Source organism: Vibrio sp. 10N.286.48.B8 (assembly GCF_003050085.1).
Lineage (GTDB): Bacteria > Pseudomonadota > Gammaproteobacteria > Enterobacterales > Vibrionaceae > Vibrio > Vibrio crassostreae.
This window is the reverse complement of sequence record NZ_PIGD01000001.1, coordinates 138840-162742: the sequence shown is the minus strand read 5'-3', so window position 1 is coordinate 162742 and position 23903 is coordinate 138840. Positions and strand designations below refer to the sequence as shown.

Annotated in this window: 23 protein-coding genes; 14 read left to right on the top strand and 9 right to left on the bottom strand. The window is 44.4% G+C overall.

Going from position 1 to position 23903, the window contains the following annotated elements:
- Window positions 1-11: 11 nt before the first annotated feature.
- The 8 genes from CWO08_RS00710 to dbpA all read left to right on the top strand — a co-directional run bounded on the left by CWO08_RS00710 (window position 12) and on the right by dbpA (window position 9872).
- Window positions 12-2171, top strand: coding sequence for a type I secretion system permease/ATPase (locus tag CWO08_RS00710; RefSeq protein WP_108019480.1), 2160 nt, complete (start codon window positions 12-14; stop codon window positions 2169-2171).
- A complete protein-coding gene (locus CWO08_RS00705) occupies window positions 2164-3489 on the top strand; it encodes an HlyD family type I secretion periplasmic adaptor subunit (protein WP_107898391.1) in 1326 nt (441 codons plus the stop codon). Before CWO08_RS00710 ends, CWO08_RS00705 begins: the two co-directional genes overlap by 8 nt.
- A gap of 34 nt (window positions 3490-3523) precedes the next feature.
- Window positions 3524-4837 (top strand): TolC family outer membrane protein, encoded by a 1314-nt coding sequence (locus tag CWO08_RS00700; RefSeq protein ID WP_108019478.1) that lies wholly within the window; start codon window positions 3524-3526, stop codon window positions 4835-4837.
- Window positions 4837-5475, top strand: a complete 639-nt coding sequence (locus CWO08_RS00695; RefSeq protein ID WP_108019476.1) for an OmpA family protein — start codon at window positions 4837-4839, stop codon at window positions 5473-5475. Before CWO08_RS00700 ends, CWO08_RS00695 begins: the two co-directional genes overlap by 1 nt.
- A complete protein-coding gene (locus CWO08_RS00690) occupies window positions 5475-6419 on the top strand; it encodes a PstS family phosphate ABC transporter substrate-binding protein (protein ID WP_108019473.1) in 945 nt (314 codons plus the stop codon). The genes CWO08_RS00695 and CWO08_RS00690 overlap by 1 nt, the downstream gene beginning before the upstream one ends.
- A gap of 211 nt (window positions 6420-6630) precedes the next feature.
- Complete coding sequence (locus CWO08_RS00685) at window positions 6631-7218, top strand: hypothetical protein (protein WP_108019471.1); 588 nt, start codon at window positions 6631-6633, stop codon at window positions 7216-7218.
- A gap of 217 nt (window positions 7219-7435) precedes the next feature.
- Window positions 7436-8344: an aldo/keto reductase family oxidoreductase gene (locus tag CWO08_RS00680; RefSeq protein ID WP_102433101.1), complete on the top strand. Its 909-nt coding sequence runs from the start codon at window positions 7436-7438 to the stop codon at window positions 8342-8344.
- A gap of 148 nt (window positions 8345-8492) precedes the next feature.
- On the top strand, window positions 8493-9872 hold the full coding sequence (gene dbpA / locus CWO08_RS00675; protein ID WP_108019470.1) for an ATP-dependent RNA helicase DbpA: 1380 nt from the start codon (window positions 8493-8495) through the stop codon (window positions 9870-9872).
- 140 nt (window positions 9873-10012) lie between these two features.
- Here dbpA and CWO08_RS00670 read toward each other — a convergent pair whose 3' ends face one another.
- The gene (locus tag CWO08_RS00670) at window positions 10013-10186 is read right to left on the bottom strand and encodes a hypothetical protein (protein WP_055319358.1); all 174 of its coding nucleotides are present in this window, start codon (window positions 10184-10186) and stop codon (window positions 10013-10015) included.
- A 283-nt stretch (window positions 10187-10469) separates the two neighbouring features.
- On the opposite strand from CWO08_RS00670, the gene CWO08_RS00665 reads away from it, so the two are divergent.
- A complete protein-coding gene (locus CWO08_RS00665) occupies window positions 10470-11306 on the top strand; it encodes a DUF6279 family lipoprotein (protein ID WP_108019468.1) in 837 nt (278 codons plus the stop codon).
- 85 nt (window positions 11307-11391) lie between these two features.
- Here CWO08_RS00665 and CWO08_RS00660 read toward each other — a convergent pair whose 3' ends face one another.
- The 4 genes from CWO08_RS00660 to CWO08_RS00645 all read right to left on the bottom strand — a co-directional run bounded on the left by CWO08_RS00660 (window position 11392) and on the right by CWO08_RS00645 (window position 15628).
- On the bottom strand, window positions 11392-12015 hold the full coding sequence (locus CWO08_RS00660; RefSeq protein ID WP_102433103.1) for a PolC-type DNA polymerase III: 624 nt from the start codon (window positions 12013-12015) through the stop codon (window positions 11392-11394).
- A gap of 66 nt (window positions 12016-12081) precedes the next feature.
- Window positions 12082-12486: a PPC domain-containing DNA-binding protein gene (locus CWO08_RS00655; RefSeq protein ID WP_108019466.1), complete on the bottom strand. Its 405-nt coding sequence runs from the start codon at window positions 12484-12486 to the stop codon at window positions 12082-12084.
- Between the two features lie 111 nt (window positions 12487-12597).
- Complete coding sequence (locus CWO08_RS00650) at window positions 12598-13803, bottom strand: DEAD/DEAH box helicase (RefSeq protein WP_048661141.1); 1206 nt, start codon at window positions 13801-13803, stop codon at window positions 12598-12600.
- A gap of 193 nt (window positions 13804-13996) precedes the next feature.
- Window positions 13997-15628, bottom strand: a complete 1632-nt coding sequence (locus tag CWO08_RS00645; RefSeq protein ID WP_108019464.1) for an NAD(P)/FAD-dependent oxidoreductase — start codon at window positions 15626-15628, stop codon at window positions 13997-13999.
- A gap of 252 nt (window positions 15629-15880) precedes the next feature.
- On the opposite strand from CWO08_RS00645, the gene fdxA reads away from it, so the two are divergent.
- Window positions 15881-16204, top strand: a complete 324-nt coding sequence (gene fdxA / locus CWO08_RS00640; RefSeq protein ID WP_017631334.1) for a ferredoxin FdxA — start codon at window positions 15881-15883, stop codon at window positions 16202-16204.
- Between the two features lie 194 nt (window positions 16205-16398).
- On the opposite strand, the gene CWO08_RS00635 is transcribed toward fdxA, so the two are convergent.
- From CWO08_RS00635 to CWO08_RS23895, 3 genes are all read right to left on the bottom strand, one after another.
- Window positions 16399-17133: an RNA methyltransferase gene (locus CWO08_RS00635; protein WP_060980490.1), complete on the bottom strand. Its 735-nt coding sequence runs from the start codon at window positions 17131-17133 to the stop codon at window positions 16399-16401.
- A gap of 184 nt (window positions 17134-17317) precedes the next feature.
- Entirely contained in the window at window positions 17318-18370 is a 1053-nt protein-coding gene (locus CWO08_RS00630) for an aldo/keto reductase (protein ID WP_107898397.1), read from the bottom strand.
- A gap of 343 nt (window positions 18371-18713) precedes the next feature.
- Window positions 18714-18857, bottom strand: a complete 144-nt coding sequence (locus CWO08_RS23895; protein WP_162884312.1) for a hypothetical protein — start codon at window positions 18855-18857, stop codon at window positions 18714-18716.
- 354 nt (window positions 18858-19211) lie between these two features.
- On the opposite strand from CWO08_RS23895, the gene pepT reads away from it, so the two are divergent.
- The 3 genes from pepT to CWO08_RS00615 all read left to right on the top strand — a co-directional run bounded on the left by pepT (window position 19212) and on the right by CWO08_RS00615 (window position 21967).
- Entirely contained in the window at window positions 19212-20444 is a 1233-nt protein-coding gene (gene pepT / locus CWO08_RS00625; RefSeq protein ID WP_108019462.1) for a peptidase T, read from the top strand.
- Window positions 20445-20520: 76 nt separating this feature from the next.
- A complete protein-coding gene (locus CWO08_RS00620; RefSeq protein ID WP_108019460.1) occupies window positions 20521-20988 on the top strand; it encodes a DM13 domain-containing protein in 468 nt (155 codons plus the stop codon).
- A 136-nt stretch (window positions 20989-21124) separates the two neighbouring features.
- A complete protein-coding gene (locus CWO08_RS00615) occupies window positions 21125-21967 on the top strand; it encodes a mechanosensitive ion channel family protein (protein ID WP_048662339.1) in 843 nt (280 codons plus the stop codon).
- A gap of 90 nt (window positions 21968-22057) precedes the next feature.
- Here the strand turns inward: CWO08_RS00615 and CWO08_RS00610 are convergent, their stop codons facing one another.
- A complete protein-coding gene (locus CWO08_RS00610; RefSeq protein ID WP_004737813.1) occupies window positions 22058-22501 on the bottom strand; it encodes a dCMP deaminase family protein in 444 nt (147 codons plus the stop codon).
- Window positions 22502-22760: 259 nt separating this feature from the next.
- Here CWO08_RS00610 and CWO08_RS00605 point away from each other — a divergent pair, with 259 nt between their 5' ends.
- On the top strand, window positions 22761-23897 hold the full coding sequence (locus tag CWO08_RS00605) for an efflux RND transporter periplasmic adaptor subunit (RefSeq protein ID WP_048661148.1): 1137 nt from the start codon (window positions 22761-22763) through the stop codon (window positions 23895-23897).
- Window positions 23898-23903: the final 6 nt, after the last annotated feature.

Genomic DNA, 23903 nt, shown 5'->3' with positions numbered 1-23903 from the left:
GGATGTTTAGATTGGTAGTACAAAAAGACAGCTGGCTAGGTTGTGTGGAGTGGTTGTGTGAGCATTTTAATGTGCGTAGCCACCCGTCCAAAATAGTGTCTGGCCTACCTTTAGACCAAGGAAGGCTTAATGAGTCCCTTTTCCCAAGAGCGATTGAGAAATCAGGCTTGACTCTGAGTCATGTAAAAAAAGAGTTGCTGACTCAATGTCAGTTTCCGGTTGTTGCCGTTAATTCTGCGACAGGGATGCCTCTTGTCGTCACCCAAAGTTCCGGTGGTGACTTTCATGTATTGGATTGCGGAACCAATTCAAGCCAACAAACCCTCTTAAAAGATTTGGTTACTCAAGTGGAACCGTATGTGTGGCAAGTGGGTGCTCAAGCGCTTGATGATGCTCGTGTACAATCCCATGAACGCAGTGACAGTAAATCCAACACTCGTTGGTTATGGCGTGTCGTCAAAGAAGTGAAACCTTGGTACCGAGACCTGTTTATCGCTTCGTTCTTGATTAACGTATTGGCGCTAGTCGTTCCGCTCTTTACCATGAACGTATACGACCGTGTGGTACCAAACCAAGCGTTCAACACTCTTTGGGTACTGGCCGCCGGTGTGGGTATTGTGGTTGTTTTTGATTGGGTATTGAGAAGCTCACGAAGCTCTGTGACTGATATGGCGGGGCGCTATATAGACAACAAGTTGTCTTCTCAACTGTTCTCTAAAGTACTCGGTATGAAGTTGGAAAATCGACCTCAATCGGTAGGTGCATTTGCCAGACAGCTTCAAGACTTCGACAGCGTGAAAGACTTCTTCACTTCCATCTCTTTGGTCACGTTAGTCGACTTACCGTTCACCTTGTTGTTCCTGTTCCTTATCGGTTGGCTCGGTGGGGCGATGATGTTCATCCCAGTTGCCATCATGTTGGTGCTGATTGTGTTGAGCATAGCGATGAAAGGCAAAGTCGAGAAAACATTCGATGAAACCGCGCGTTTATCAACACAAAGACAAGCGCAGCTGTTTGATTGTTTAACGACCCTTCCGGACATCAAACAAAACAACGCGGAAGGTATTACTCAAAAGCGTTGGGAGCAGACTATTTCATCGCTTTCTCAATGGCAGACTCAATCTCGTCATTACTCAAATATCGTGACGCACTCTATTCAATCCAGTCAGCAGATTGTCACCATTACTCTGATCATCTTCGGTGTGTATCAAATCTCAGAGGGCTTGCTAAGTATGGGTGGGTTAATTGCTGTCGTGATGTTGAGTGGACGCGCTGCAAGCTCGGTGAATCAACTTTCTCTTTTAATGCTGAGATTCCAACAAACACGATCGGCTGTTGAAGGCCTAAATCAGATCATGGAGCTACCTCAGGAAGAGTCTAAGCACCAAGTGATCGATAAGGGCGACTTTGATGGCGGGGTTAGGTTGGATGAAGTCACATTTACCTATCCAGAAACTCAAAGCCCAGCGTTAAAGGAAATCTCTCTTGAGATAAAACCAGGTGAACGAGTTGGCCTTGTTGGTGCAGCAGGTGCGGGCAAAACAACCCTACTATCGATTGTTGCTCGTCAGTATTTACCCACAACAGGTCAAGCTTTCTATCAAGAAATCGATGGGCAATTATGGCCAACCAGTGTCTTGCGCAGTGGCATGGGCTGGGTAGGGCAAACCACTAATCTTATCTTTGGCAGTGTTTACGACAACGTCACGCTTGGTGCGACTAACGTTGATGAAGAGAAGCTAAGACAAGCGCTACAACAGTCGGGTTTGAATGGTTATCTGGGACGCTTAAGCAATGGCTTAGAAACGCCAGTTGGTGAAGGTGGCCGATTGCTTTCAGGAGGCCAACGCCAAGCTGTGGCTATCGCAAGGGCGCTTTATCGTTGTCCAAAGCTATTGATCATGGATGAGCCGACCAGCGCACTTGATAATCAAGCCGAGATACAGTTCTTCAATGCACTACAAAGCATGCCTAGAGAAACTTCAATGTTAATCAGTTCGCATAAATCTTCGTTCTTGATGATGTGTGATCGAGTGGTTGTGTTGGATAAAGGTCAGATCGTAGCTGAGGGGGAACCAAAAGATATCCTCTCTCTACAGAAGAAAAGCGCTCCCAAAGGAACAAGTCGTTTTAAGACGGTTTCAGTGGTGAAGGGAGGTCGTCATGAGTAATGATATTCAGTGGACCAACAATCACTTGGCATTCCGTTCTCGTAAGCTGATTTGGCTAAGTGCTCTACTCATTGTCTCGATTATCGGTTGGGCGACATGGGCAACACTAGAAGAAGTGGTGATCGGTGAAGGCAAAGTTGTGCCTAGCCTATCAGTACAAACCATTCAGAGCTTAGAAGGCGGCCTTGTTCAAGAGATCATGGTAAGACAAGGTCAATCTGTGGTGAAAGGTCAGCCTCTGGCTAAGTTGGAAGACACGCGTTTTAAAGCCGCTTTTTTAGAGTCGGCTCAACAAGCGGATACCTTGCTTGCTCAGCAATTAAGGTTAAAAGCTGAATTGTCGACGGTTGTTTTAAATAACGATGCGAAAGAGTGGTATGAGCGAGTGGTCTTGGTGCCACAAGATATCGCTGTTGATGTATCAAGTCATCCCGCGTTAATGAACGCAAAAGCGAACTACCGAGAGCGTTTAGGTCAGTTGAAATCGGAGCTCGAAGAGGCAGCACTTCGCATCGAGCAACAAGACCAAGCGCGTGTCGATACGCTAAATAATATCCAGACCTTAGAAAGTAGTCTCGATATCGTTATTCGTGAGCGCAACATGCTCAAAGACGTGGTCGCGAGCGGTGCGGTTGCTGAGGTTGAACTGCTGAAATTGAACCGCGATGTGGTGAAGCTAAAGGGTGATATAGCCAGCTCAAAAGTAGCGGCTCAAAAACAGATAGCCGCTTACTCAGAATCGATAGCTGACCATCGCAGCATCGCACTCGATTTTCGTGCCAAGGTACAAGGTCAATTAAATGAGGTGGCCAGTAAAATCGCGCAATTGAATGAAAGCCAACAAGCGATTGCCGACCAGCTGAAACGCACGGAAATCTTAGCGCCTGTTGATGGCACGGTGAAAGAGATATTTGTTCGCACCATTGGCGGTGTGGTGAGACCAGGTGAGCCGATTATTGAGCTGATTCCGTCGAACAGCCAGTTGATTGTTGAAGCCAGAATCTCGCCACAGGATATTGCATTTGTGCATAAAGGTTTGGGCGCCACGATTAAATTCACTGCTTATGATTTTGTCATTTATGGCGGGCTTAAAGGTGAGGTAACTTATGTCAGTGCCGATGCCTTGCAAACGGAAGATGGCAACGCCTATTACCGAGCCCATATTCAGTTAAACGAAGACCAGCAACAAAACTCTGCCTTTAGCATTATCCCAGGGATGCAAGTCGCGGTTGATATCTTGACCGGCGAAAAAACAGTATTGAGTTATTGGTTAAAACCTATTTTACGAGCTAAGGAAAACTCACTTCGCGAGCGATGAAGTGGGTTAAAGCATAAATATAAAAGGAAGTGTAATGCATTCAAAATTCTTACTCTCTTCTTGCTTACTGATGAGCGGGCTGTCTCAAGCAGCCTCATTGGAAGAGTCCGTGGCCTTTGCCATAGACTATAGCCCAGAGATTTTGGCGCAGTACTCCCGATACCAATCGGTGATAAGAGACGGTGATGCTGCAGGCGGTTTGTATATGCCGCAAGTCAATTTGTACGCAGCGGCAGGTTATGAAGAGACGCGTTATAACAGTGGTAGCAAACTCGACACCGATGACCGTGGTCTAACGCGAACGGAAATCGGCGTTAAAGTTTCCCAGTTACTATTCGATGGTTTTAAAACAACGTCGAATGTTGACCGACTCACGTTCGAAGCCGAGGCTGAACGTTTAACCCTGATTTCACGTGCTGAAAATGTTTCGTTAGATGTGGTGAGAAACTACCTCGATATTCTAAAAGCAGAGACGCTGCTTGAGCTGTCCAAGCGTAATGTAAAAGAGCACCAAGAAATCTATCAAGACATACAAGATAAAAAGAGCAAAGGCCTGAGCAGCAACTCAGATTTGGCTCAGATTTCTGCTCGTGTTGCGACGGCGCAATCTTCATTGATAGCAGCTCAGAACAACCTGTTTGATTTGCAAACTCAGTACCTACGTTTAGTGGGCAAGCCTGCTGTGAACTTGGTTTATCCCCGTTTTGATTACGCTCTATTACCAAGCTCAGCACAGGTCGCACTTGAACAAGCTGTCGAGAATCACCCAGAAATCAAAGCCTCTTTGCTTGATATCGATGCCGCTCGTAAAGAGATGCGTAGAGAGAAAGGTGATTACTATCCAGAAGTAAAACTGGAACTTCATGCTAATAAAAATGACAACGTGTCTAACCCACCGGGTGGTGTTGATGAAGACGCGAGAATCATGCTGACCATGGATTATGATCTGTTTAACGGCTTCTCTACCGACTCTCGAGTGGAGTCGTCAGCGTGGCGTGTTGAAGAGGCAAGAGCGATTCGCGTGAGAACCGAGCGTGAAGCGAAAGAGGGTACCCAACTTGCTTGGAACGCCTACAAGATGCTTGAACAACAAAAGTCTCTACTTCAACAGAATGTGGACGCGGCCAAAATTGCAGAACTGGGTTACATCCAACAATTTAATGTAGGCAGACGAAGCCTATTGGATGTGCTGGACGCAAAAGTGGAAGTGTTCTTGGCTCGACGAAACTTCATCAGCACAGAATATGATCAAACGTTAGCAGCATACCGCGTACTGAACGCGATGGGCATGTTGACCTACGCATTGAGGGTTGAACACCCAGAAGAGTGGCAAGGGGAGAACAAGTAATGAGATATTTTAAACTAGCGCTACTTAGTTCTATCTTGCTAATGGGTTGTGCTGAAACGCCCGATACGACAATGACTCGCCATCAAATTGATGATCTAGCGGATGATGACCGTGATGGGGTGATTAACCAACGCGATCTTTGTGCTGATACTCCAGAAGGCGTGACGGTAGACATTAAAGGCTGTGCCAATTGGAAAATCGTCGAAGATGTTGAAGTGTTAAGCGTGGCATTTGATTTCGATAAGTATGACCTTAAACCTGAACATACTGCGGTACTCAATGAACTTGTTCGTTTACTGGGTGAACAGCCAGATGCATCGGTGACTTTAGTTGGCGATACCAGTTCAGAAGGTACAAACACTTATAACAAGGCACTGGCGAAGAAAAGGACTGGCGTGATTCGAGATGCACTGATCGACAGAGGCATCGATGGTGAGCGAATTTTCGAACAAGAATTTACTCAGATAACCAGCTTAACTCAGCACCTTCATAAGCGTAAGCGCAGAACTATCGCGGTGTTAAAAACAGAGAGTATGGAAGTGAACCCATCTTGGAATATCTTCACCTCAGAGATGCAGCTCGACAGTAACAGCGATGTTGAATCCAAGACATCGATTGATCCAGTAGGAGGCCAGTAATGAAACGTCTATCTAATAAACCGGGCTTACTGCTTGCTGCTGTACCTATGTTGTTCTCGGCATCGACGTTTGCGAATGATGCCAGTGAAATTGGTTTGGTCGCGATTGAGCCGAATATGCAGGGTCTTGTTGAAGACTTACTCAAGAGCCAAGAGATTGACCTAGAGATCTTGTTGAGTGACAGCGTACCAGAGCAGATGATCATGCAACGCTCACGTGTTGGTATTACTTCCAAAAAGTGGACTGACAAAGAAATGGCTAGGTTCGACATGCGCTACGGCTATAGACCGACAGAGCTGATGTTTACCGCTGACGTGATTGCGATTCTAGCGAATGAGAATAACCCAGCAACATCCATCAGTGTTGCCGAACTTATCGATGTGTTTGGTTGTTCTAACGACCCTAAACATCCCAAATGGTCACCAAGCAGTGATATCCGTAATGGTGAAAGCCTAGATACTCATATGCTGCCCTTCGCAATTGATCATAACCTGAAGGGGCATACCACCTTTTCAAGTTGGGTCGAGTGTGGAACGGAGGGAGAATATGCCCATACTCAGTTCTTAGCGGATTTACCTGATCTGATTAACAAGATTGAAGACGAAGATGCCGCGATTGGTTACACCGTCTACTCAGATCAAATCTCGGATGTGAAATGGCTGAGTGTGGTTGATAATCTTGGGGTGAACTACGACTTAAACAAAGAGACGATCCTCTCTGGTCGTTACCCATTAGCCACGGTTTATTACATGTACCTGAATATTCCAGCGCATCGTAAAGGGTTTACTGAGCAAGAGAAGTTCTTTGTTGGACTGACTTTGTCGGAAGAGCATCAAAGCGTGTTGAACCAATACGGCTTCATCAGTTTGCCGCCAGAAGCCATTCAACGTAATAAAGTAAGACTATCGCTTGAAGAGCCTGTAATAGAAGGTGGCTATAAATAATTGGTATGATATGTTGTATGTAAATCGTCGGGATGGTACTGTTAGTCCCGTAATGGTTCTCGACGTGACGGATTACGTTATTCGGCGATAGAATTTATCTAGCGGGCATGTATGCCCGTTTTTTTTCACCTAAAATTTGTCGGTCAGTCGTTTGTTTGTTGATTGGTCACGTATAATGAACGCTTCATGCCGCACGAAATAAGCACAATTAATGAGAACTCTTCCTGTCTTAACCCTACCTTTTTTATTGGTTTTGAATGCCATTGCATTTTCTGCGCAAGCAACCGAAAGCTGGTGGCTGCGAACGGTATTCAACACAAGTTCAGATCAACCAAGTTCTCAAAACTATATCAACGATGTCGATCTTATGGATTGTGGTGATGTAGAAGGTACTCTGCTGTGCAGTGACCAAACCAAATATTACGATCTGGATGTTTATGTTGAATTGGAGCTAGGTGAATCAAGTATTGAAGTGGTTCGCTTAAGCTTGCCATATTCGAACTTAAGTTATACCAAGCTTCAGGCTTACCTTCGTCAAGATGGCTTTGCTCTGAGTTCAATTCGTATTGGGGAAGATGAGTTCGATGTCGTCGCTCAACTCGAACACGCAAAACGTGAGGGCGTTGGTTTTGATGAGGTAGATAAGCAGCTCGTAGAATTTATTAATGCACCACACCATTCACCTGATCAAGTGAGTTTATGGAACGTTCCTAACTCATCATCTGCTAGTTCGTCTTCTCCTTGGGTTCAGTTACAGAGTGATGGTGATAACTTAACGGTTGAACTAAATCGCTTTTAATTGCTCAAATTTATAGATGCTTTCGTAATTCATTAGAGTAAACAAGCCTTTTGGAATAACGGTTCACGGGCAGACAGCAAGTTATTATTCATTTAAGTGTTCGTTTTTCTGTGGCTCTCACATTTTTGGCAAGCGTTTACTTTTGTCATTTGTTATACGTTGAGCCTTCGGTAAAACGAGCTTAGGATACGTTCAGTATTGATAAAGGAGACAACCCATGGTTGCAAGAGTAACGACAGCGCCACAAGGCCCAGAACTTTCTGAGTTGGTGCAAGGATACTGGCGTACAGCTGAATGGGGCATGACCCCGCAACAACGCCTGACTTTCCTTAAGCAGCACATTGATCTTGGCATCACAACTGTTGATCACGCGGATATCTACGGTAACTACCAATGTGAAAAGTTGTTTGGTGAAGCATTAGCGCTTGAGCCAAGCCTTCGTGATGATATTCAAATTGTCACCAAGTGCGATATCAACTTGTGTGGTGACCACACTCCTGATCGTAAGATCAATCACTATGACACCAGCGCACACCACATTTACCAATCAGTAAATAACTCACTAGAGCGTTTAGGTGTAGCCGAACTGGATGTATTGCTTATTCACCGTCCAGATGTACTGATGGATGCGGATGAAGTGGCAGAAGCGTTCGCAGAATTACACAAAGTCGGTAAAGTTAAGCACTTTGGTGTTTCTAACTTTTCACCGCGTCAGTTCGAGTTGCTTCAATCTCGCCTAGGTAAGCCATTGGTAACCAACCAAGTTGAAATTAACCCACTGAACTTCGAAGTTGCCCATGATGGTACGTTAGATCAACTGCAGATGAACCGCATTCGCCCAATGGCGTGGTCTTGTCTCGGTGGTGGTAGCATCTTTAGTGGCGATTCAGCGCAAGCGATTCGCGTTCGTGATGAGCTAGAAGCGATTCGTCAAGAAGTGGGGGCCGACAGCATTGATCAAGTGATTTACGCTTGGGTTCGCCGTTTACCGTCTAATCCAATTGCCATTATTGGCTCTGGTAAGATTGAGCGCGTTAAGACAGCTGTTGATGCACTGAAAATTGAACTGACTCGCGAGCAGTGGTACCGCGTATGGGTTGCATCTAAAGGTCACGGTGTGCCATAGAAAGCAATTCTTATAGAAGTAAAAGCCAGCTAACAAAGCTGGCTTTTTTGTGTTCGCCTAACCTATTTCTTCAAAACTGTGATTAAGGTGGAATAATTTTCAAAAACACTCATAATGCACTCTGTTTTTCACCAGTTGGATATTTCCATTGAGCACTTCAAAATTCTCTTCAATCGCCCTTAAACCAGAGCTTCTAAATACGTTAGATTCTCTTGGTTATACTGAAATGACGCCGATCCAAGCGTTAAGTCTTCCTACTATCCTAAATGGCAAGGACGTTATCGGTCAGGGTAAAACGGGTTCAGGTAAAACAGCTGCTTTTGGTTTAGGCGTGCTGCAGAACCTACGCGTTAAGCGTTTCCGTGTTCAGTCTTTAGTGTTATGTCCGACTCGTGAGCTTGCAGACCAAGTAGCAAAAGAGATCCGTACTCTTGCTCGTGGTATTCACAATATTAAAGTGCTGACACTATGTGGCGGTATGCCAATGGGCCCACAGATTGGTTCATTAGAGCATGGCGCACACATTCTTGTGGGCACTCCTGGTCGTATTCTTGACCACCTAGAGAAAGGCCGTATTGACCTGTCTGAGCTGAACACACTTGTGTTAGATGAAGCGGATCGCATGCTAGAGATGGGTTTTCAAGACGCTTTGGACGCAGTGATTGAAGCGGCGCCAAAAGAACGCCAAACTCTGCTATTCAGTGCAACTTTCCCTAAACAGATCAAATCTGTTGCAGACCGCATTATGCGCAACCCAGAAATGGTGAAGGTTGAGTCAACGCATGACCGCTCAAGCATCCAGCAACACTTCTACAAGCTAGAAGGTTCTGAAGCTCGTGATGATGCTCTAGAGTTGCTGCTACTTCATCACCAACCGGAATCTGCGGTTGTGTTCTGTAACACTAAGAAAGAAGTGCAGAACGTAAACGATGAGCTAAGCCACCGTGGTTTCAGTGTTATCGAACTTCATGGCGACATGGAACAGCGTGAACGTGACCAAGCTTTGGTTCAGTTCTCAAATAAAACCATCTCGATTCTAGTTGCGACAGACGTGGCGGCCCGTGGTCTTGATGTAGATAACCTAGACGCTGTATTCAACTTTGAATTGTCTCGCGACCCTGAAGTTCACGTACACCGCATTGGTCGTACTGGCCGTGCAGGAAGCAAGGGCGTTGCTATCAGCTTCTTTAGCGAGAAAGAGATGTACCGTGTTGCTCAAATTGATGAGTACATGGATATGCCGATTGAGCCATCTGAGCTTCCAGCAAAACCTATTGCTAAGCCGTACTACTCAAACATGGTAACCATTCAGATTGATGGCGGTAAGAAAGCTAAGCTTCGTGCAGGTGATATTCTTGGTGCATTGACTGGTCAAGGTGGTATTGATGGTAAATCAGTAGGTAAGATCAACTTGTTCGCAATGCGTGCTTACGTTGCTGTAGAACGCTCTGTAGCTAAGAAAGCACTGAACAAGATCGAATCAGGTAAAATGAAGGGTCGTCAATTCCGCGCCCGAATCTTGAAGTAATTCGAGATTGAAGCCCTTTGCTGTGATATGTCTAATTAATGACATTGCTAACTAATGACATTGCAGTAAAGGGTGTTCCACAAAATGCCACTCAAGTTTCTTTGTTTAGGTTTATCGACCTAGTCCTCTATATCAAAGCATTATTCATCGGGTCTTATCGAATAAAGATCGTTGATATGTTTTCCTTCGTTAATATACCAATTCATCGCTTCCTGTCGATTGTGAACGAATATCGTAATTGTGGTTATTGAACCATCGTCAAAATAACAAAGCTCATATTCTAAATCGCTTGGGTGCTCAGGAATAGCGGCCATAGCTTGCCTCCCAAATATCAATCACTTGAAAACACGCTACCCCGTTTCTTTTATAGAGTTCGTATTAGGTCAAATGAGTAATAAAAATCAAGTTATATCACTGCCGTTAATTATTTTTAGTTTAATCATTTGCCTAAATAGACGGTTTAGCAAGGTGAAGTCTCAATTTATCTGAAAGTTTTTACGATCAGCTGCTTTTATAGCTAATGTTATAAGATCAAGGGTGAATCTGATAAAGCTGTTTACAGGTTCGCTGATCAGTAGAGGTTTGTGAGAGGGTGTAATGAGAAAATGCCGTTGGTTAATGTTATTGGTGTGCTTTCTATTTGCTGGGTGTGGGACGAAATTCGCCTATAACAATATCAGTTGGTTTGCGGTCAGCTATATCGAGGACTTTGTTTCGTTATCCAATAACCAAGAGTCCGAGCTAGAAGTCCGTTTAGACTCATTGCAAGCTTGGCATAAAGAAACTCAACTTCCTCAGTATATTTCTCAATTAGAAGCGATTCAAAGTATTGCTCGTGCCGATATGAATTCTGCGTTTATCGTCGACCAAAGTGAGCAAATTAAGAATCATATTCGTGCGATCGTTAATAAGTTTGCACCCGATGTTTACGCGTTAAGTATGCAACTTACCCCTAAGCAAGATAGCGAGTTCTTAAAAAACTTTAGAGAAAAACAGCAAGACTATTACGAAGAAAGATTGTCGTTGAATGACGAAGACTCCAGAGAGCGATATCGAAATCGCATAGAAGAGAGACTAGAGCGATGGCTAGGATCGGTGTCGAAACAACAAAAGCAGATTATTTATACTTGGTCTCAAGAGTGGGTAAATACCAACGCTAGTTGGCGAGAATATCAAAATAATACCTACCAAGATCTTACGATACTTATGGAAAAGAAGAGTGACTTACATATCGCTCAGCCGATTATTATGAACTTGCTTTTGAACAATGAGTCTTATTACCCTGACGGTTTGGAATCTGAGCTTAATAAGAATATGCAGACATCAGCCAAATTTTTGGTGGATATCGCAGCAATCAGTAGTGATAAGCAATGGTCTTATTTCCTGAATGAATTAGACAGTCTCAAGTCAACGCTAGTGACACTGCAGGAGTAGGGCACGAGTAAGCTTCGTTAATAACTAAAAAGGCTGATTGTGTTAAACCAATCAGCCTTTCAAACATTATCGTATGGTAAGGATTTTAACCTCGATTACTCATCAGCAACTTTGGAATAGAGCCTTTCGCTGTCTTCGATATTTTTTGCATCAGTTGAAAGCTTGGTTGCTGAATACCGTGGTCGCTTTGCAGCTCATCAATCATCAATAACCACAGTCTAGCTGTCATTTCTGAATCGGCTAACGCTCTGTGGAAGGTGCCGTCGTTGTCGATATTCTTGAAACGCACAAGGTCGCCTAGCTTATGAGTCGGTGCGTCTTGGATTAGGCGGCGAGCAATCAGCATTGAGCAGGCAAATTGTCCATTGTAATCACGACCAATGTTATCTAACTCTGCATCAAGAAAGCGTTTATCAAATGAGGCATTGTGAGCGACAAGTTGGCTGTCTTGAATGAAGTCTGCAAATTCATCCATCACTTCACTGCAACTGGCCGCTGTGCTTAACATGCGGTTACTGATTCCGGTATAGCCTTCAATGAATCCACTGACACGAAACCCTGGGTTCATGAGTTGTTGGAAGGTGTCGACGACTTCGCCATTAACGAGTTTCACCGCACCGATTTCAATCGCTCGGTCACCCATATTTGGTGATAAGCCTGTGGTTTCGAAATCGAGAACGATAACGGAGTCTGCGGAGTGTGTAGCCATCGTGTTTCCTAATTGCTATTGGGTGGTATCGTTTTATATGAGGCGTTTGGTGCTGCTATTAATAAGTTATTGATTATTGCTGCTGATAGTGAGCTCAGTGTAACCCGTCGAATCATCATGCTCTCTGTGGAAGGTCAAAGTATCGTAACGGTGAACAATCAATTCAGCGGTGGTGGCGATAATCGTTCCCTCCAGCAGATGCCCGCCAATCACATCGCCATTCTCATCAGCAACGGATATATGAACGTGCTGATGGTTAGGCGTTAACGTTGCCATCACAGATACGATTTCGAACGGAGCTTGAACTAGCTTGGTGTGGTTGGCATTAGCTAAGCGAATATTGAGTTGAGAAACACATCCTACACAAGACGCAATAGAGCCCGCGGAGATATTGTGTGCTGTCACTAGCCTCTGGATCTCAAGCTTTAGGTCTTGGCCTCGAGTTAATCTCGTTGCGATAGGAGTAATCATCTCAATACCTCTGTTTTATCTGTGTTTCAAAGAACAAAACGAAGCCACATGGGGCTTCGTTTAAGTAATACGCCGGCTAACACGCTATCGCTGCTCGTTAAGCTTTGATAGTTACTTGCCTTCTTTCTCTTGCTGTTCTCTTTTCTTCTTAGGAACGAAGTTCAATACTGAAATTGGTACTTCTTTGCGTGGTTCGAAACCTTCAACAACGCGACGTTCAATCAAGTGACCGAGACGCTTTTCAATAATGCACAGGTTCTTGAAGTTATCTTTCGATAGGAAAGAGATCGCTTCGCCAGACGCATCAGCACGGCCTGTACGACCAATACGGTGAACATAGTCATCAGCAGGGAAAGGCATGTCGTAGTTTACCACGCGGCTTAGGTTGTCGATATCGATACCACGAGCAGCAACGCCAGTCGCTACCAAGTACTTTAGACGACCTTTCTTGAAGTCAGCCAAGATCTTTTCACGGATCGCTTGGCTGCGTCCACTGTGGAAAGCTTCTGCCTGAATGCCACGCTTTTCAAGTTGAGCCACTAACTTAGCCGCGCCATGTTTAGTTTCGATAAAGATAAGCGCTTGATCCCAATTACCTTCGGTAATCATGTGGCTCAATAGTGCTGACTTACGGTCTTTATCTACCGTTACCAACCATTGCTCAATGTTCGCTTTAGACGCGTCAGTTTTCGCAATTGAAATCTCTTCCGCTTCACTGATAGCACTTTTCGCTAGCGCACGAACTGGCGTTGAAAGCGTTGCCGAGAACAGTAGGTTTTGGATGTCTTGTGGTAAACGCGCAATGATCTTGTTGATGTCTTCAATGAAACCCATGTCTAGCATGCGGTCTGCTTCATCAAGAACCAATACTTCAACTTCATCAAAGTGAACGGCACGTTGTCCGTACATGTCGATCAAACGACCTGGAGTTGCAACCAGAATATCAACACCTTCAATCAGACGATCTTTTTGATGTTGGTAAGACACGCCACCGTACATCGCTAATGATGTTAGGTTTAGGAATTTCGCGTACTTAGTGATGTTCTGTTCAACCTGAACAGCCAGCTCACGAGTTGGTGTAAGAATCACGGCGCGAATACGTTTTTTACGCTGCGTTTCACCTTTGCTTAGCATTTCTAAGATAGGGAGAACAAAGCTCGCAGTTTTACCTGTACCCGTTTGTGCTGCCGCAATAAGGTTCTTACCAGAAAGTACAATCGGAATTGCTTTTTCTTGAATAGAGGTTGGCTTTTCATAGCCTTGTTTTGCAACGGCTTTAACAATAGGTGAGCTTAATCCAAGCTTGGAAAATGGCATAAGTTTCTCGGTATGATTTGGCTAAATAGCGATGGAAAGGTTTAACAATCTTATACAAGGGTAAGATTAATGGCGGCATTCTACCATGTTGCTTGTGTACTGCTAGTCACATGCAATAAAAAATCCAGTGTCGACAAGACACTGGATTTTAGTTTTGGTTGATTGCGATCTAGCTTTGCTTTATTGAAAATGCTTAAGCGATCTCAATCTTCTCAGCTTGGTTCAGCTCTACCATTGATAGTGCTAGCGCTTCTGCAGCCTTAATCCCATCAATACCAGCAGAAAGGATACCGCCTGCGTAGCCCGCACCTTCACCTGCAGGGAAGAAGCCCTTTAAGTTGATGCTTTGGAAGTCTTTGCCACGTTTGATGCATACAGGAGAAGAGGTACGAGTCTCAACACCGGTTAGTAGGCCGTCTGGCGTAGAGAAACCTTTGATCTTCTTCTCGAACGCTGGGATTGCTTCACGAATCGCTTCGATAGCAAAATCAGGCAGCGCTTTTGAAATGTCTGTTAGGTGGATACCCGGCGTGAAAGACGGTTGTACTTCACCGATTGCACTTGGATCGCGACCTTTCAGGAAGTCACCGATTTTCTGTGCTGGTGCATCGTAGTTTTTGCCACCAAGAACATAAGCACCGCTTTCTAGTTCTCGCTGTAAACGGATACCAGCCAATGCATCACCTGGGTAATCACGTTCTGGGTCGATACCTACAACGATTGCGCTGTTTGCGTTACGTTCTGCACGAGAGTATTGGCTCATGCCGTTAGTTACTACACGACCTTCTTCAGATGTTGCAGCTACTACAGTACCGCCTGGGCACATACAGAAGCTGTATACAGTACGGCCATTCTTACAGTGGTGAACGAGTTTGTAGTCCGCAGCACCTAGGATTGGGTTGCCTGCGTTCTTACCGAAACGAGCTTCATCGATCATCGATTGCTTGTGTTCGATACGGAAACCAACAGAGAAAGGCTTCGCTTCCATGTAAACGCCACGATCGTACAGCATTTCAAACGTGTCACGAGCACTGTGGCCAACAGCTAATACCACGTGACGAGATTTGATCTCTTCACCGTTAGAAAGCGTTAGGCCAGTGATTTGACCATCTTCCATGTGAACGTCGTCAACACGAGTGCTGAAACGGATTTCGCCACCTAGTTCGATGATAGAAGCACGCATTTTTTCGATCATGGTAACCAGTTTAAAAGTACCGATGTGCGGCTTACTTACGTATAGGATCTCTTCTGGTGCACCCGCAGCAACGAACTCTTCGATTACTTTACGGCCGTAGTGTTTTGGATCTTTCACTTGGCTGTATAGCTTGCCGTCAGAGAAGGTACCTGCGCCACCTTCACCAAACTGTACGTTTGATTCAGTGTTCAGAGTACGCTTACGCCAGAAACCAAAGGTATCTTTCGTACGTTCACGAACTTCTTTACCACGTTCAACGATGATTGGGTTGAAGCCCATTTGAGCAAGCACTAGACCAGCGAATAGACCACAAGGGCCAAAACCGATAACCACAGGGCGCTCAGTTTGATTCTCAACCGCTTTAGCGACAAACTTGTACTCCATATCAGGAGTCACTTTTACGTGCGGGTCGCTGATGAATTGTTCTAACAACTCAGCTTCGTTTTCAACGAGAACATCAAGCGTGTAGATAAGTAAGATCTTTGATTTCTTACGAGCATCGTAGCCACGTTTAAAGATATTAAAAGAGAGTACCTGATCAGAGTTAATACCAAGTTTCGCTTCAATAGCGTCTTGAATAGCAGACTCTTCATGGTCTAGTGGGAGTTTAATTTCGGTTAAACGTATCATTTCGATGTCTCGTTTTATAGGTGTCTTAGCTAGATCGTTTAATAGTACAGAGTTTGATGAAAACGCTGATGCTCAAAGAAACGATAAGCTCACAATGGCGCGCATTTTACGAGAAATTGATTTATCTGTCATACTAATTTGGAACCATGGAGCAAATAGACACGATATTAGAGCCGTATGATGTTGAATTTTGCTTTGGGATGAGTATTATCCCCATTCTTCAATTTTGACTAACTTATAGAGCAGAGCATCATGGCATTTGTCGTAGGCGATAATTGTATTCAATGTAAATACACAGACTGTGTGGCCGTGTGCCCCGCAGATGCGTTCCATGAAGGCCCAAATTTCATGGTAATCAACCCAATCGAATGTATTGATTGTGGCTTGTGTGTACCTGAATGTGATGCTCAAGCGATCTTCCAAGAAGATGAGCTACCAGAAGACCAAAAGATCTTCATTGAAGTGAACGCAGAGCTCGCTGAGATTTGGCCTGTGCAAACGGAAGTAAAAGCACCAATGGATGACGCTGAAAAGTGGAATGGTGTGTCGGACAAGTTGGCAATGCTAGAAAAGTAATTCTGTTACTTGAACTAAACCTTCCCCAAAAAAGATCCCCAACTCAGTCGTCCCTCCTTCTTGAGGATGACGGCTGTATTAAACTTTGCCTCGGGTCTCTTTTTACGTCATTCCCTACTGCGAGGGACGAGCAAGATAGGGAATCTTGCTCTTTGTATCCGCTAATTCTAACTAGCTGTTTAATCTTGAATTGATTAGCTATGCTGACGACGCATGTTGTCGAGAATGATGCCAGTCGCCATTGCAACGTTCAAAGACTCTGCGCCACCGAATGCCGGAATCGTAATCTTATCTGTCACGTATTTAGCGGCGTGTTCACGAATACCGTGAGACTCGCTACCCATCAGCAAAATGCCGTTGGCAGTGAAATCAGTCTTATGAACACTTTCACCTTCTAAAAACGCGCCGTAAACCGGCAGGTTCGCTTGCTCTAAGTAAGCAGGTAAGTCCGTTTGGCTTACGTGTACTCGGCCAAAGCTACCCATAGTCGCGCTGATCGTTTTAGGGTTGTATGGGTCTGCGCAATCGCTGCTCGCGACAATATGCTTGATACCATACCAGTCTGCTACGCGAATGATCGTACCTAGGTTGCCCGGGTCAGATACGCCATCAAGCGCGATCATCAAACCTGTCGCTTCCGGTAATTCAACCTTTGGAATCTCAACCACGGCAATTGCCGCATTGTTACTGACCAAAGTACTCGCTTTGGTTAGATCGTCTAGCGAGGCTTCAACACAATCAAACTCAATCAGTGATGCGTGATTTTCAGATAAGAAATCAGCAGTAGCAAAGACGTTCTTCACGACTAAGTCACTATTGAATAGCTCAAGAACGTTCTTTTCACCTTGAACTAGAAAGAGGCCGTGGGCTTTACGTTGTTTCTTTTGGCCCAAAGCACGAAGGAGTTTTAATTGGTTTTTTGAAATCATGTTTTTATCCTAGATATAAGCCCGCGCATTATAGAGCAAAGGTTAGATAACCAAAAGTGCGATAAGCTAATGCGATCCATATAAAAGCAAAAGCGACCCACTTAAAAAACAAAAGCGCACTAAATAGTGCGCTCTTATAGGATCAACTTAAGCTCAACAGAACCTGATAAGCTTAGCCTACTGCTTAATACGGTACAGGATAGCGCTTAAAGACGGTGTTGATATCAGTCAGAATCTCTTCAGAAAGCGGCTTGCTGAACGCTGCTATGTTCTCTTTGAGCTGTTCCATGGTGGTTGCACCAATAATGGTTGAGGTAACGCCATCCACTTGGTTACACCATGCTAAGGCGAGCTGACTCGGCGTGAATCCATGAGCGTTTGCCACTTCTACGTAGCCTTTAACTGCTTCATTAGCCAATTCAGTATCACGGAAAATGCCTTTGCGCTGCATGTAAGTCCAACGGCTGCCTTCCGGCCTTGCGCCATCAATGTATTTGCCACTAAGCATACCGGCCGCCAAAGGTGACCACGGTAAGTAAGCGACGTCTTCATGCACGCAGTTTTCAATCAAATATGGCCAGTCTTTCGTGTGTAGCAGGCTGAATTCATTTTGGATAGAGACCATACGCGGTAAGTCATGCTTCTCGGCTAACTTGAGGTAAGTGTTAATGCCCCAAGTGCTGTCATCGGATAGACCAACGTGGCGGATTTTGCCGGCTTTAATACAGCTTGCCAGCGCTTGTAAGATCTCCAACATTTCAGCTTCATGCTGTTGTCGGTCGATGTCGCTAAAACGAATCTGATTAGGGAAATGTTTACCGAAGTGAGGTGTTGTGCGATTTGGCCAGTGAAGTTGGTACAGATCGATGTAATCCGTTTGCAAGCGCTTTAGTGATGCATCAACAGCGGCGATCACCGCTTCACCTGTGATAGGGCCACCGTTACGAACCCAAGGCAATCCAGGACCAGCAATCTTACTGGCAATGATCAACTCTTGGCGACGCTGTGGATTGCGTGACAACCAGTTACCGATAATCGCTTCGGTTTTGCCATAGGTATCAGGAGAAGGCGGCACTGCGTACATTTCTGCCGTATCAATAAAGTTAATACCTTGGCTTAATGCGTATTCGATCTGTTGGTCGGCTTGTTGTTGAGTATTTTGCAGCCCCCAAGTCATACTACCAAGACAGATTCGGGAAACGGGAATTTGACTACTTCCTAACTTTGAATATTCCATTGAATTCAGGATTCCTGTTGTTGGGTTCTCTGGTACTCGCATTATAGTTTTGAAAAGAGGGCGAGTGAGGAATGAAAACGAATATGAATTATTAGCACAAAATGGTAAGACAAGGTATGGCTTGAGGTACTTTAATGAGTCATTTCTCAGCGCTGTGATCAGCAAGCATTAGTTGTGAAAATGGTATGCAAGAAGGGATTAGTGGAAAAGGTAATGTAACGACAGTTTTAGCGCATTCGAACGCTGAATAATGAGTACTGCATTAGAAATAAAAAAGCTCTACCGGATAGTGAGTAGAGCGTTTTTATAGGGGTCTTAATGGTACTAGAGATCCATTCAGTTACTAGGCTGCGTTTGTATCGAACCCACCTTGGGTCTGCGCCTGCTTTAGAGCTTCCTGCCTTTGAACTTCTTTCTCAGTTAATACTGGCTGAAGTGTTTCCTCAGAGGCTTGAGGATAGAAAATGAAATATTTATTAATCGTCATAACTATATCTCCGTGTAACGTATGACAGATTCTGCATCAAGGATAAACTGTGATCATCATCCACTTTGTACTTTTTTTAGGCTGAGAGCGAAGGGCGTAGAATGCGTACAAAGCGACCGCTTATCATCCGTATGCAATATTGGAACTGACGAAACCCTCTGTTTTCAAGTATAGGAAGCCTATCTAATTTCACACAATAATGATTTAGAGCAAATACATAGATGGTCAGGGGCGTAAGATGAAAAACCTCGCTACTGACTCTGCGTACGTATTTTTCTAATAACAAATTACTTATCAATGCGCCCTAACTATTAAGTCAGTAAATCAATTACTTAATCCATGGTGAGATGAATTATGGAAAAGCTTGTAGAACGTTTTCTGAATTACGTTACTTTCGATACTAAATCCGACCCTTCTAACCCACAGTGCCCAAGTTCACCGGGTCAAATCACCTTTGCAGAAGTCTTAAAATCAGAATTGATCGCATTAGAGCTAGTTGATGTCTCTTTAGATCAAAATGGCTATTTGATGGCGAAACTGCCGTCGAACGTCGATTATTCAGTACCTGCGATTGGGTTTGTCGCGCACATGGATACCGCTCCTGACGCATCAGGTGCGAACGTGAAACCACAGGTGATTAGAGATTACCAAGGCGGAACGATAGAATTAGGCACAAGTGGTGAGAGCTTAAACCCAAGCCAATACCCAGATCTTGATGCTCTTCATGGTCATGACCTTATTACAACCGATGGTACTACTCTGCTTGGTGCCGACAATAAAGCAGGTATCGCTGAAATCATCAGTGCTATTGCTTACCTAAAAGCAAATCCTGAAATTAAACACGGTGATATTTGCATTGGTTTCACGCCAGACGAAGAGATCGGCCGTGGTGCGGATTTATTTAATGTAGAAAAGTTTGGTGCCGAGTGGGCGTACACCATCGATGGTGGTCCAGTAGGGGAGTTGGAATTTGAGAACTTCAATGCCACAAGTGCTGACGTTATTTGCCATGGCGTCAACGTTCACCCGGGCACTGCAAAAGGTAAAATGGTGAACTCGATGAACATTGCGGCGCAATTCCAATTGATGATGCCTGCGCAAGAAACACCAGAGTGCACAGAAGGTTATGAAGGCTTTTACCACCTGAAGTCGGCTGAAATGGGTGTAGCTCGCTCTGAATTGGGTTACATCATCCGTGATTTTGAACGTGAAGGTGTAGAAGCGCGTAAGGCATTCATGCAACAGAAAGTGGATGAGTTGAATGAGCGTCTTGAGAAAGGCCGTGTTGAGTTGGTGTTAACTGATAGCTACTTCAACATGAAGGAGATGGTTGAACCGCATCAACATATTATTGAATTAGCAAAGCAAGCGATGATTGAGTGCGATGTTGAGCCAATGATCAAGCCTATCCGAGGTGGTACAGATGGTGCTCGCTTATCTTTCATGGGGCTACCATGTCCGAATATCTTTACTGGTGGCTACAACTTCCACGGTATTCATGAGTTCATTACCATTCAAGGCATGGAGCAAGCGGTAAAAGTGATTGTCAAATTGTCTCAACGTACAGCGACGCATTACCAAAAATAGAACATCAGAGCGTTATATCTCTTTGTATTTTTGAGAGTATTCAATAATACTCTCTTTAAGCATAAGGGAGTACGCGATGAAAAAGTTAGTTTTACTTTGCACCCACATAGCCGTGGGTGCTTTTGGTTTTGGGCTTGGTGTCTATTCATTACCTATCTTGATTGAACCTGATTCCCCATCTTCGAGTTCAGTTGAAGCGGTCTCACAACAGGCTATTTATACGGGCAAGTTCAGCAAAGATCGCCAAGACAGTGATTTCTTACATTGGGGCGAGGGCATCGTTTCGGTGTCTGAAAGTGCGATAGCTTTTGAAGGTGAGTTGGCGCCGGGACCTGATTACAAGGTTTACCTCTCGCCTAAGTTTATTGAAACCGAGCAAGCTTTCAATGACAGCAAGAGCGAGTTACTGAGAGTCGGAGATGTGAAAACATTCGACCGTTTTATGGTTGCTCTTCCCGAAGGCACTGATCTTAATCGATTTAATACCGTTGTGATTTGGTGTGAAACTTTTGGTCAATTTATTACTTCTGCCAAGATAAAATGATAGCCTTAGCTAGGTTGATATCCGAATGAACACGAGCGCTCAGGAGTTGAGCGCTTTTTCATAGCACTGATATTAGCGGCTTTCTTGTAAAGCTAACCGTTGTAAAGCTAACTGTTGTAATGCTAAGGAATAAGTAATGGAAAAGTTGTGGCAAGTAATTGATTTTCTACTCGCTCATAAGTTTATTTTTAGTGCGTTGATTATCACTATTATCTTGATCATTCGCCGAATCACCTTGTCTCAAATAAGAGGTGATGTTGCTTTCCTTAGCGAAGACCAACGTAACTGGATGTCACGAACCAAAAACGGCACGTTTGCGATTATTGTTGTGACGTTATTTGTGTTGTGGAAATCCGAAATCAGCGAATTTGCACTGTCAGTTACGGCTATTGCTGTTGCTATCGTCGTTGCGTCTAAAGAGATCATTTTGTGTTTCACTGGTTCTATTCAACGTGCGAGTTCTCGCTCATTTAGAATTGGTGACTGGATCGAGGTGGGTAAAATCAGCGGTGAGGTGATTGAGCACAATTTGATGGCGACTGTGATACAAGAAATTGATTTGTATCATGGGCAGTATCACTTCACTGGCAAGACTGCCACGCTGCCCAACAGCATGTTCTTCACTTATCCGGTAAAGAACCTAAACTTCATGAAGCGCTATGTTTATCATAACTTTTTTGTGACGGTGAAAGACTTTGTAAACCTATACCCTATGGTTCCGAGTCTTATTGTAAAAATTGAAGAGCATTGCGAAGAGTTTATCGATGTTGCCCGCCGTTACAACGGCGTGATCGAAAAGCACGCTGGCGTTGACTTACCGGGTTCTGAGCCTCACATCCATATCACGAGCAGTTCGACGGGTGAGCAAGAAGTACATTTTATGATTTTCTGCCCGACCGAAAAAGCGATTCATTTAGAGCAAGACATTCGCAAAGACTTTATGGAAGCATACGCTGAAGCGTTTCCTGCCAGCACTTAATTCTGCAGTCCGCTGAGTCCTAAACAAAAGAAAGCCGAGAGCGATAATATCGACTCTCGGCTTTTTTGTTCTTGTTATCTATTTCTGAGATTAGTCTAGATCAGCGAGTGGTAACCAATCCACTTGTACACCCGCTTGCTCAAACATATCTTGGCTAACTTTAATCTTGTCGCCCCAGCGAGAAAGGAAGTCTTCACTTTGCTCTGGGCAGTGAACCGCAGAAATACCGGTTTGGATGATTTTCGCTGCGCAGTTTGGACAAGGGAAGTGAGTTACCCAGATTTCACAACTGTCCAAATCACGCTTGGCGAATAAAATTGCATTTTCTTCAGCGTGAAGCGTCTTGAGGTACTTCATTTCTCTGTCATCAGTATCCGCACTATCAGACACGCCATGTGGGTAGCCATTAAAACCAACGGAAACAATACGGTTGTGCTTAGTGATTACGGCGCCGACTTGAGTTGAAGGATCTTTACTCCAAGAACCGACCAATTCCGCCATTTGATAGAAACGTTTAGCCCATTTTGAAATCATGAGAATTCCTTAACAATTAAATGTGAATGCTTATCTGTCTGACAATACATTATGTTAGACAATATCCATAGAGAACAAAAGCTGAGAGATTGATTTACTTAGGAATTGTAGCGTGTTTGTAATGACTTTATAAGCACTTGGTTTCAATTAACATATTGATACACTTTTGCGAGTCATAATTGATATTCCTCGGACATTTGAAGCAATTGTGTTACGTAACTTTTATGCTGTTCAATTTCTCATAAGTGACGGTATAACCATGCGTAAAAAGTTAATCCTTACGGCTCTTGCAAGCTCTCTTATTCTTGCTGGATGTGGGCAAGATGCTCAAAATACTAAGCAAGCGCCTTTACCTCTCGTAGCTGTACAGGATGTTAGCGTTGTTTCTCACCAACAAAGTAAGTCGTACATCGGTCGTATTGAAGCCGTTGAAGACACGGCTATCACAGCGCAAGTTTCAGGCTATTTACAAAGCCGTCATTTCAATGAAGGTCAAATGGTCGAAAAGGGCCAGTTACTTTACTCCATTGAACCATCTTCATTTGAAGCAGAAGTAGCAAGCGCGAAAGCGGCTGTTGCTCAAGCGAATGCCAACCTTAAAAAAGCCGAACTTGATTTTAACCGCGGTAAGAACCTGCTTCCAAAGGGCAGTATTTCGCAGTCGGAGTTTGATGCATTGACGGCAAACTTATTAGGTTCGCAAGCACAGCTTGAAGCAAGCCAAGCACAGCTAAATGCCGCGAATGTTCAGCTTTCTCATACCAAAATCATCGCGCCTTTCTCTGGAAGAATCAGTGACACGAAAGTAAGTAAAGGTGACCTAGTTTCACCGTCTTCAGGTGTGTTGACAACTTTGGTTAGCCTAGACCCAATCCATGCGTCGTTTAGTATCAGTGAGCGTGAGCGTATTGAGTTAGGTATGGACCGCATTGAAGGTGACGGCAGCAGTGATTCTGATCGTGTTGAAGTTCAGATCATGCTTGAGAATGGTGAAGCATTCGAACACCTAGGCCAACTGGATTTCTTAGGTAACCGAATCAATCTTAATACAGGCACAATCGCAATGCGTGCGATTGCCGATAATCCAGATCAGCAACTACTTCCGGGCCAGCACGTTCGTGTGGACCTAAGAGAGAAGCAATCTATTGATGTTGTGACTATCCCGCGCCGCGCGGTTCAAACTGACCTTGAAGGTGACTTTGTGATGGTTTTGGTTGAAGGCGAGAGTGCGCCTGTCGCTGAGCGTAGAAACATCGAGATGGGTAGACAAGTTGAAGGTGGTGTGATTGTTCACTCTGGACTAGAGAAGGATGACGCAGTTATCACTCAAGGCTTACAGCGTGTGCGTAATGGTATGTCTGTTCGCATTCAACCTACTGCTGAACAAGCTGAGTAAGGGGCT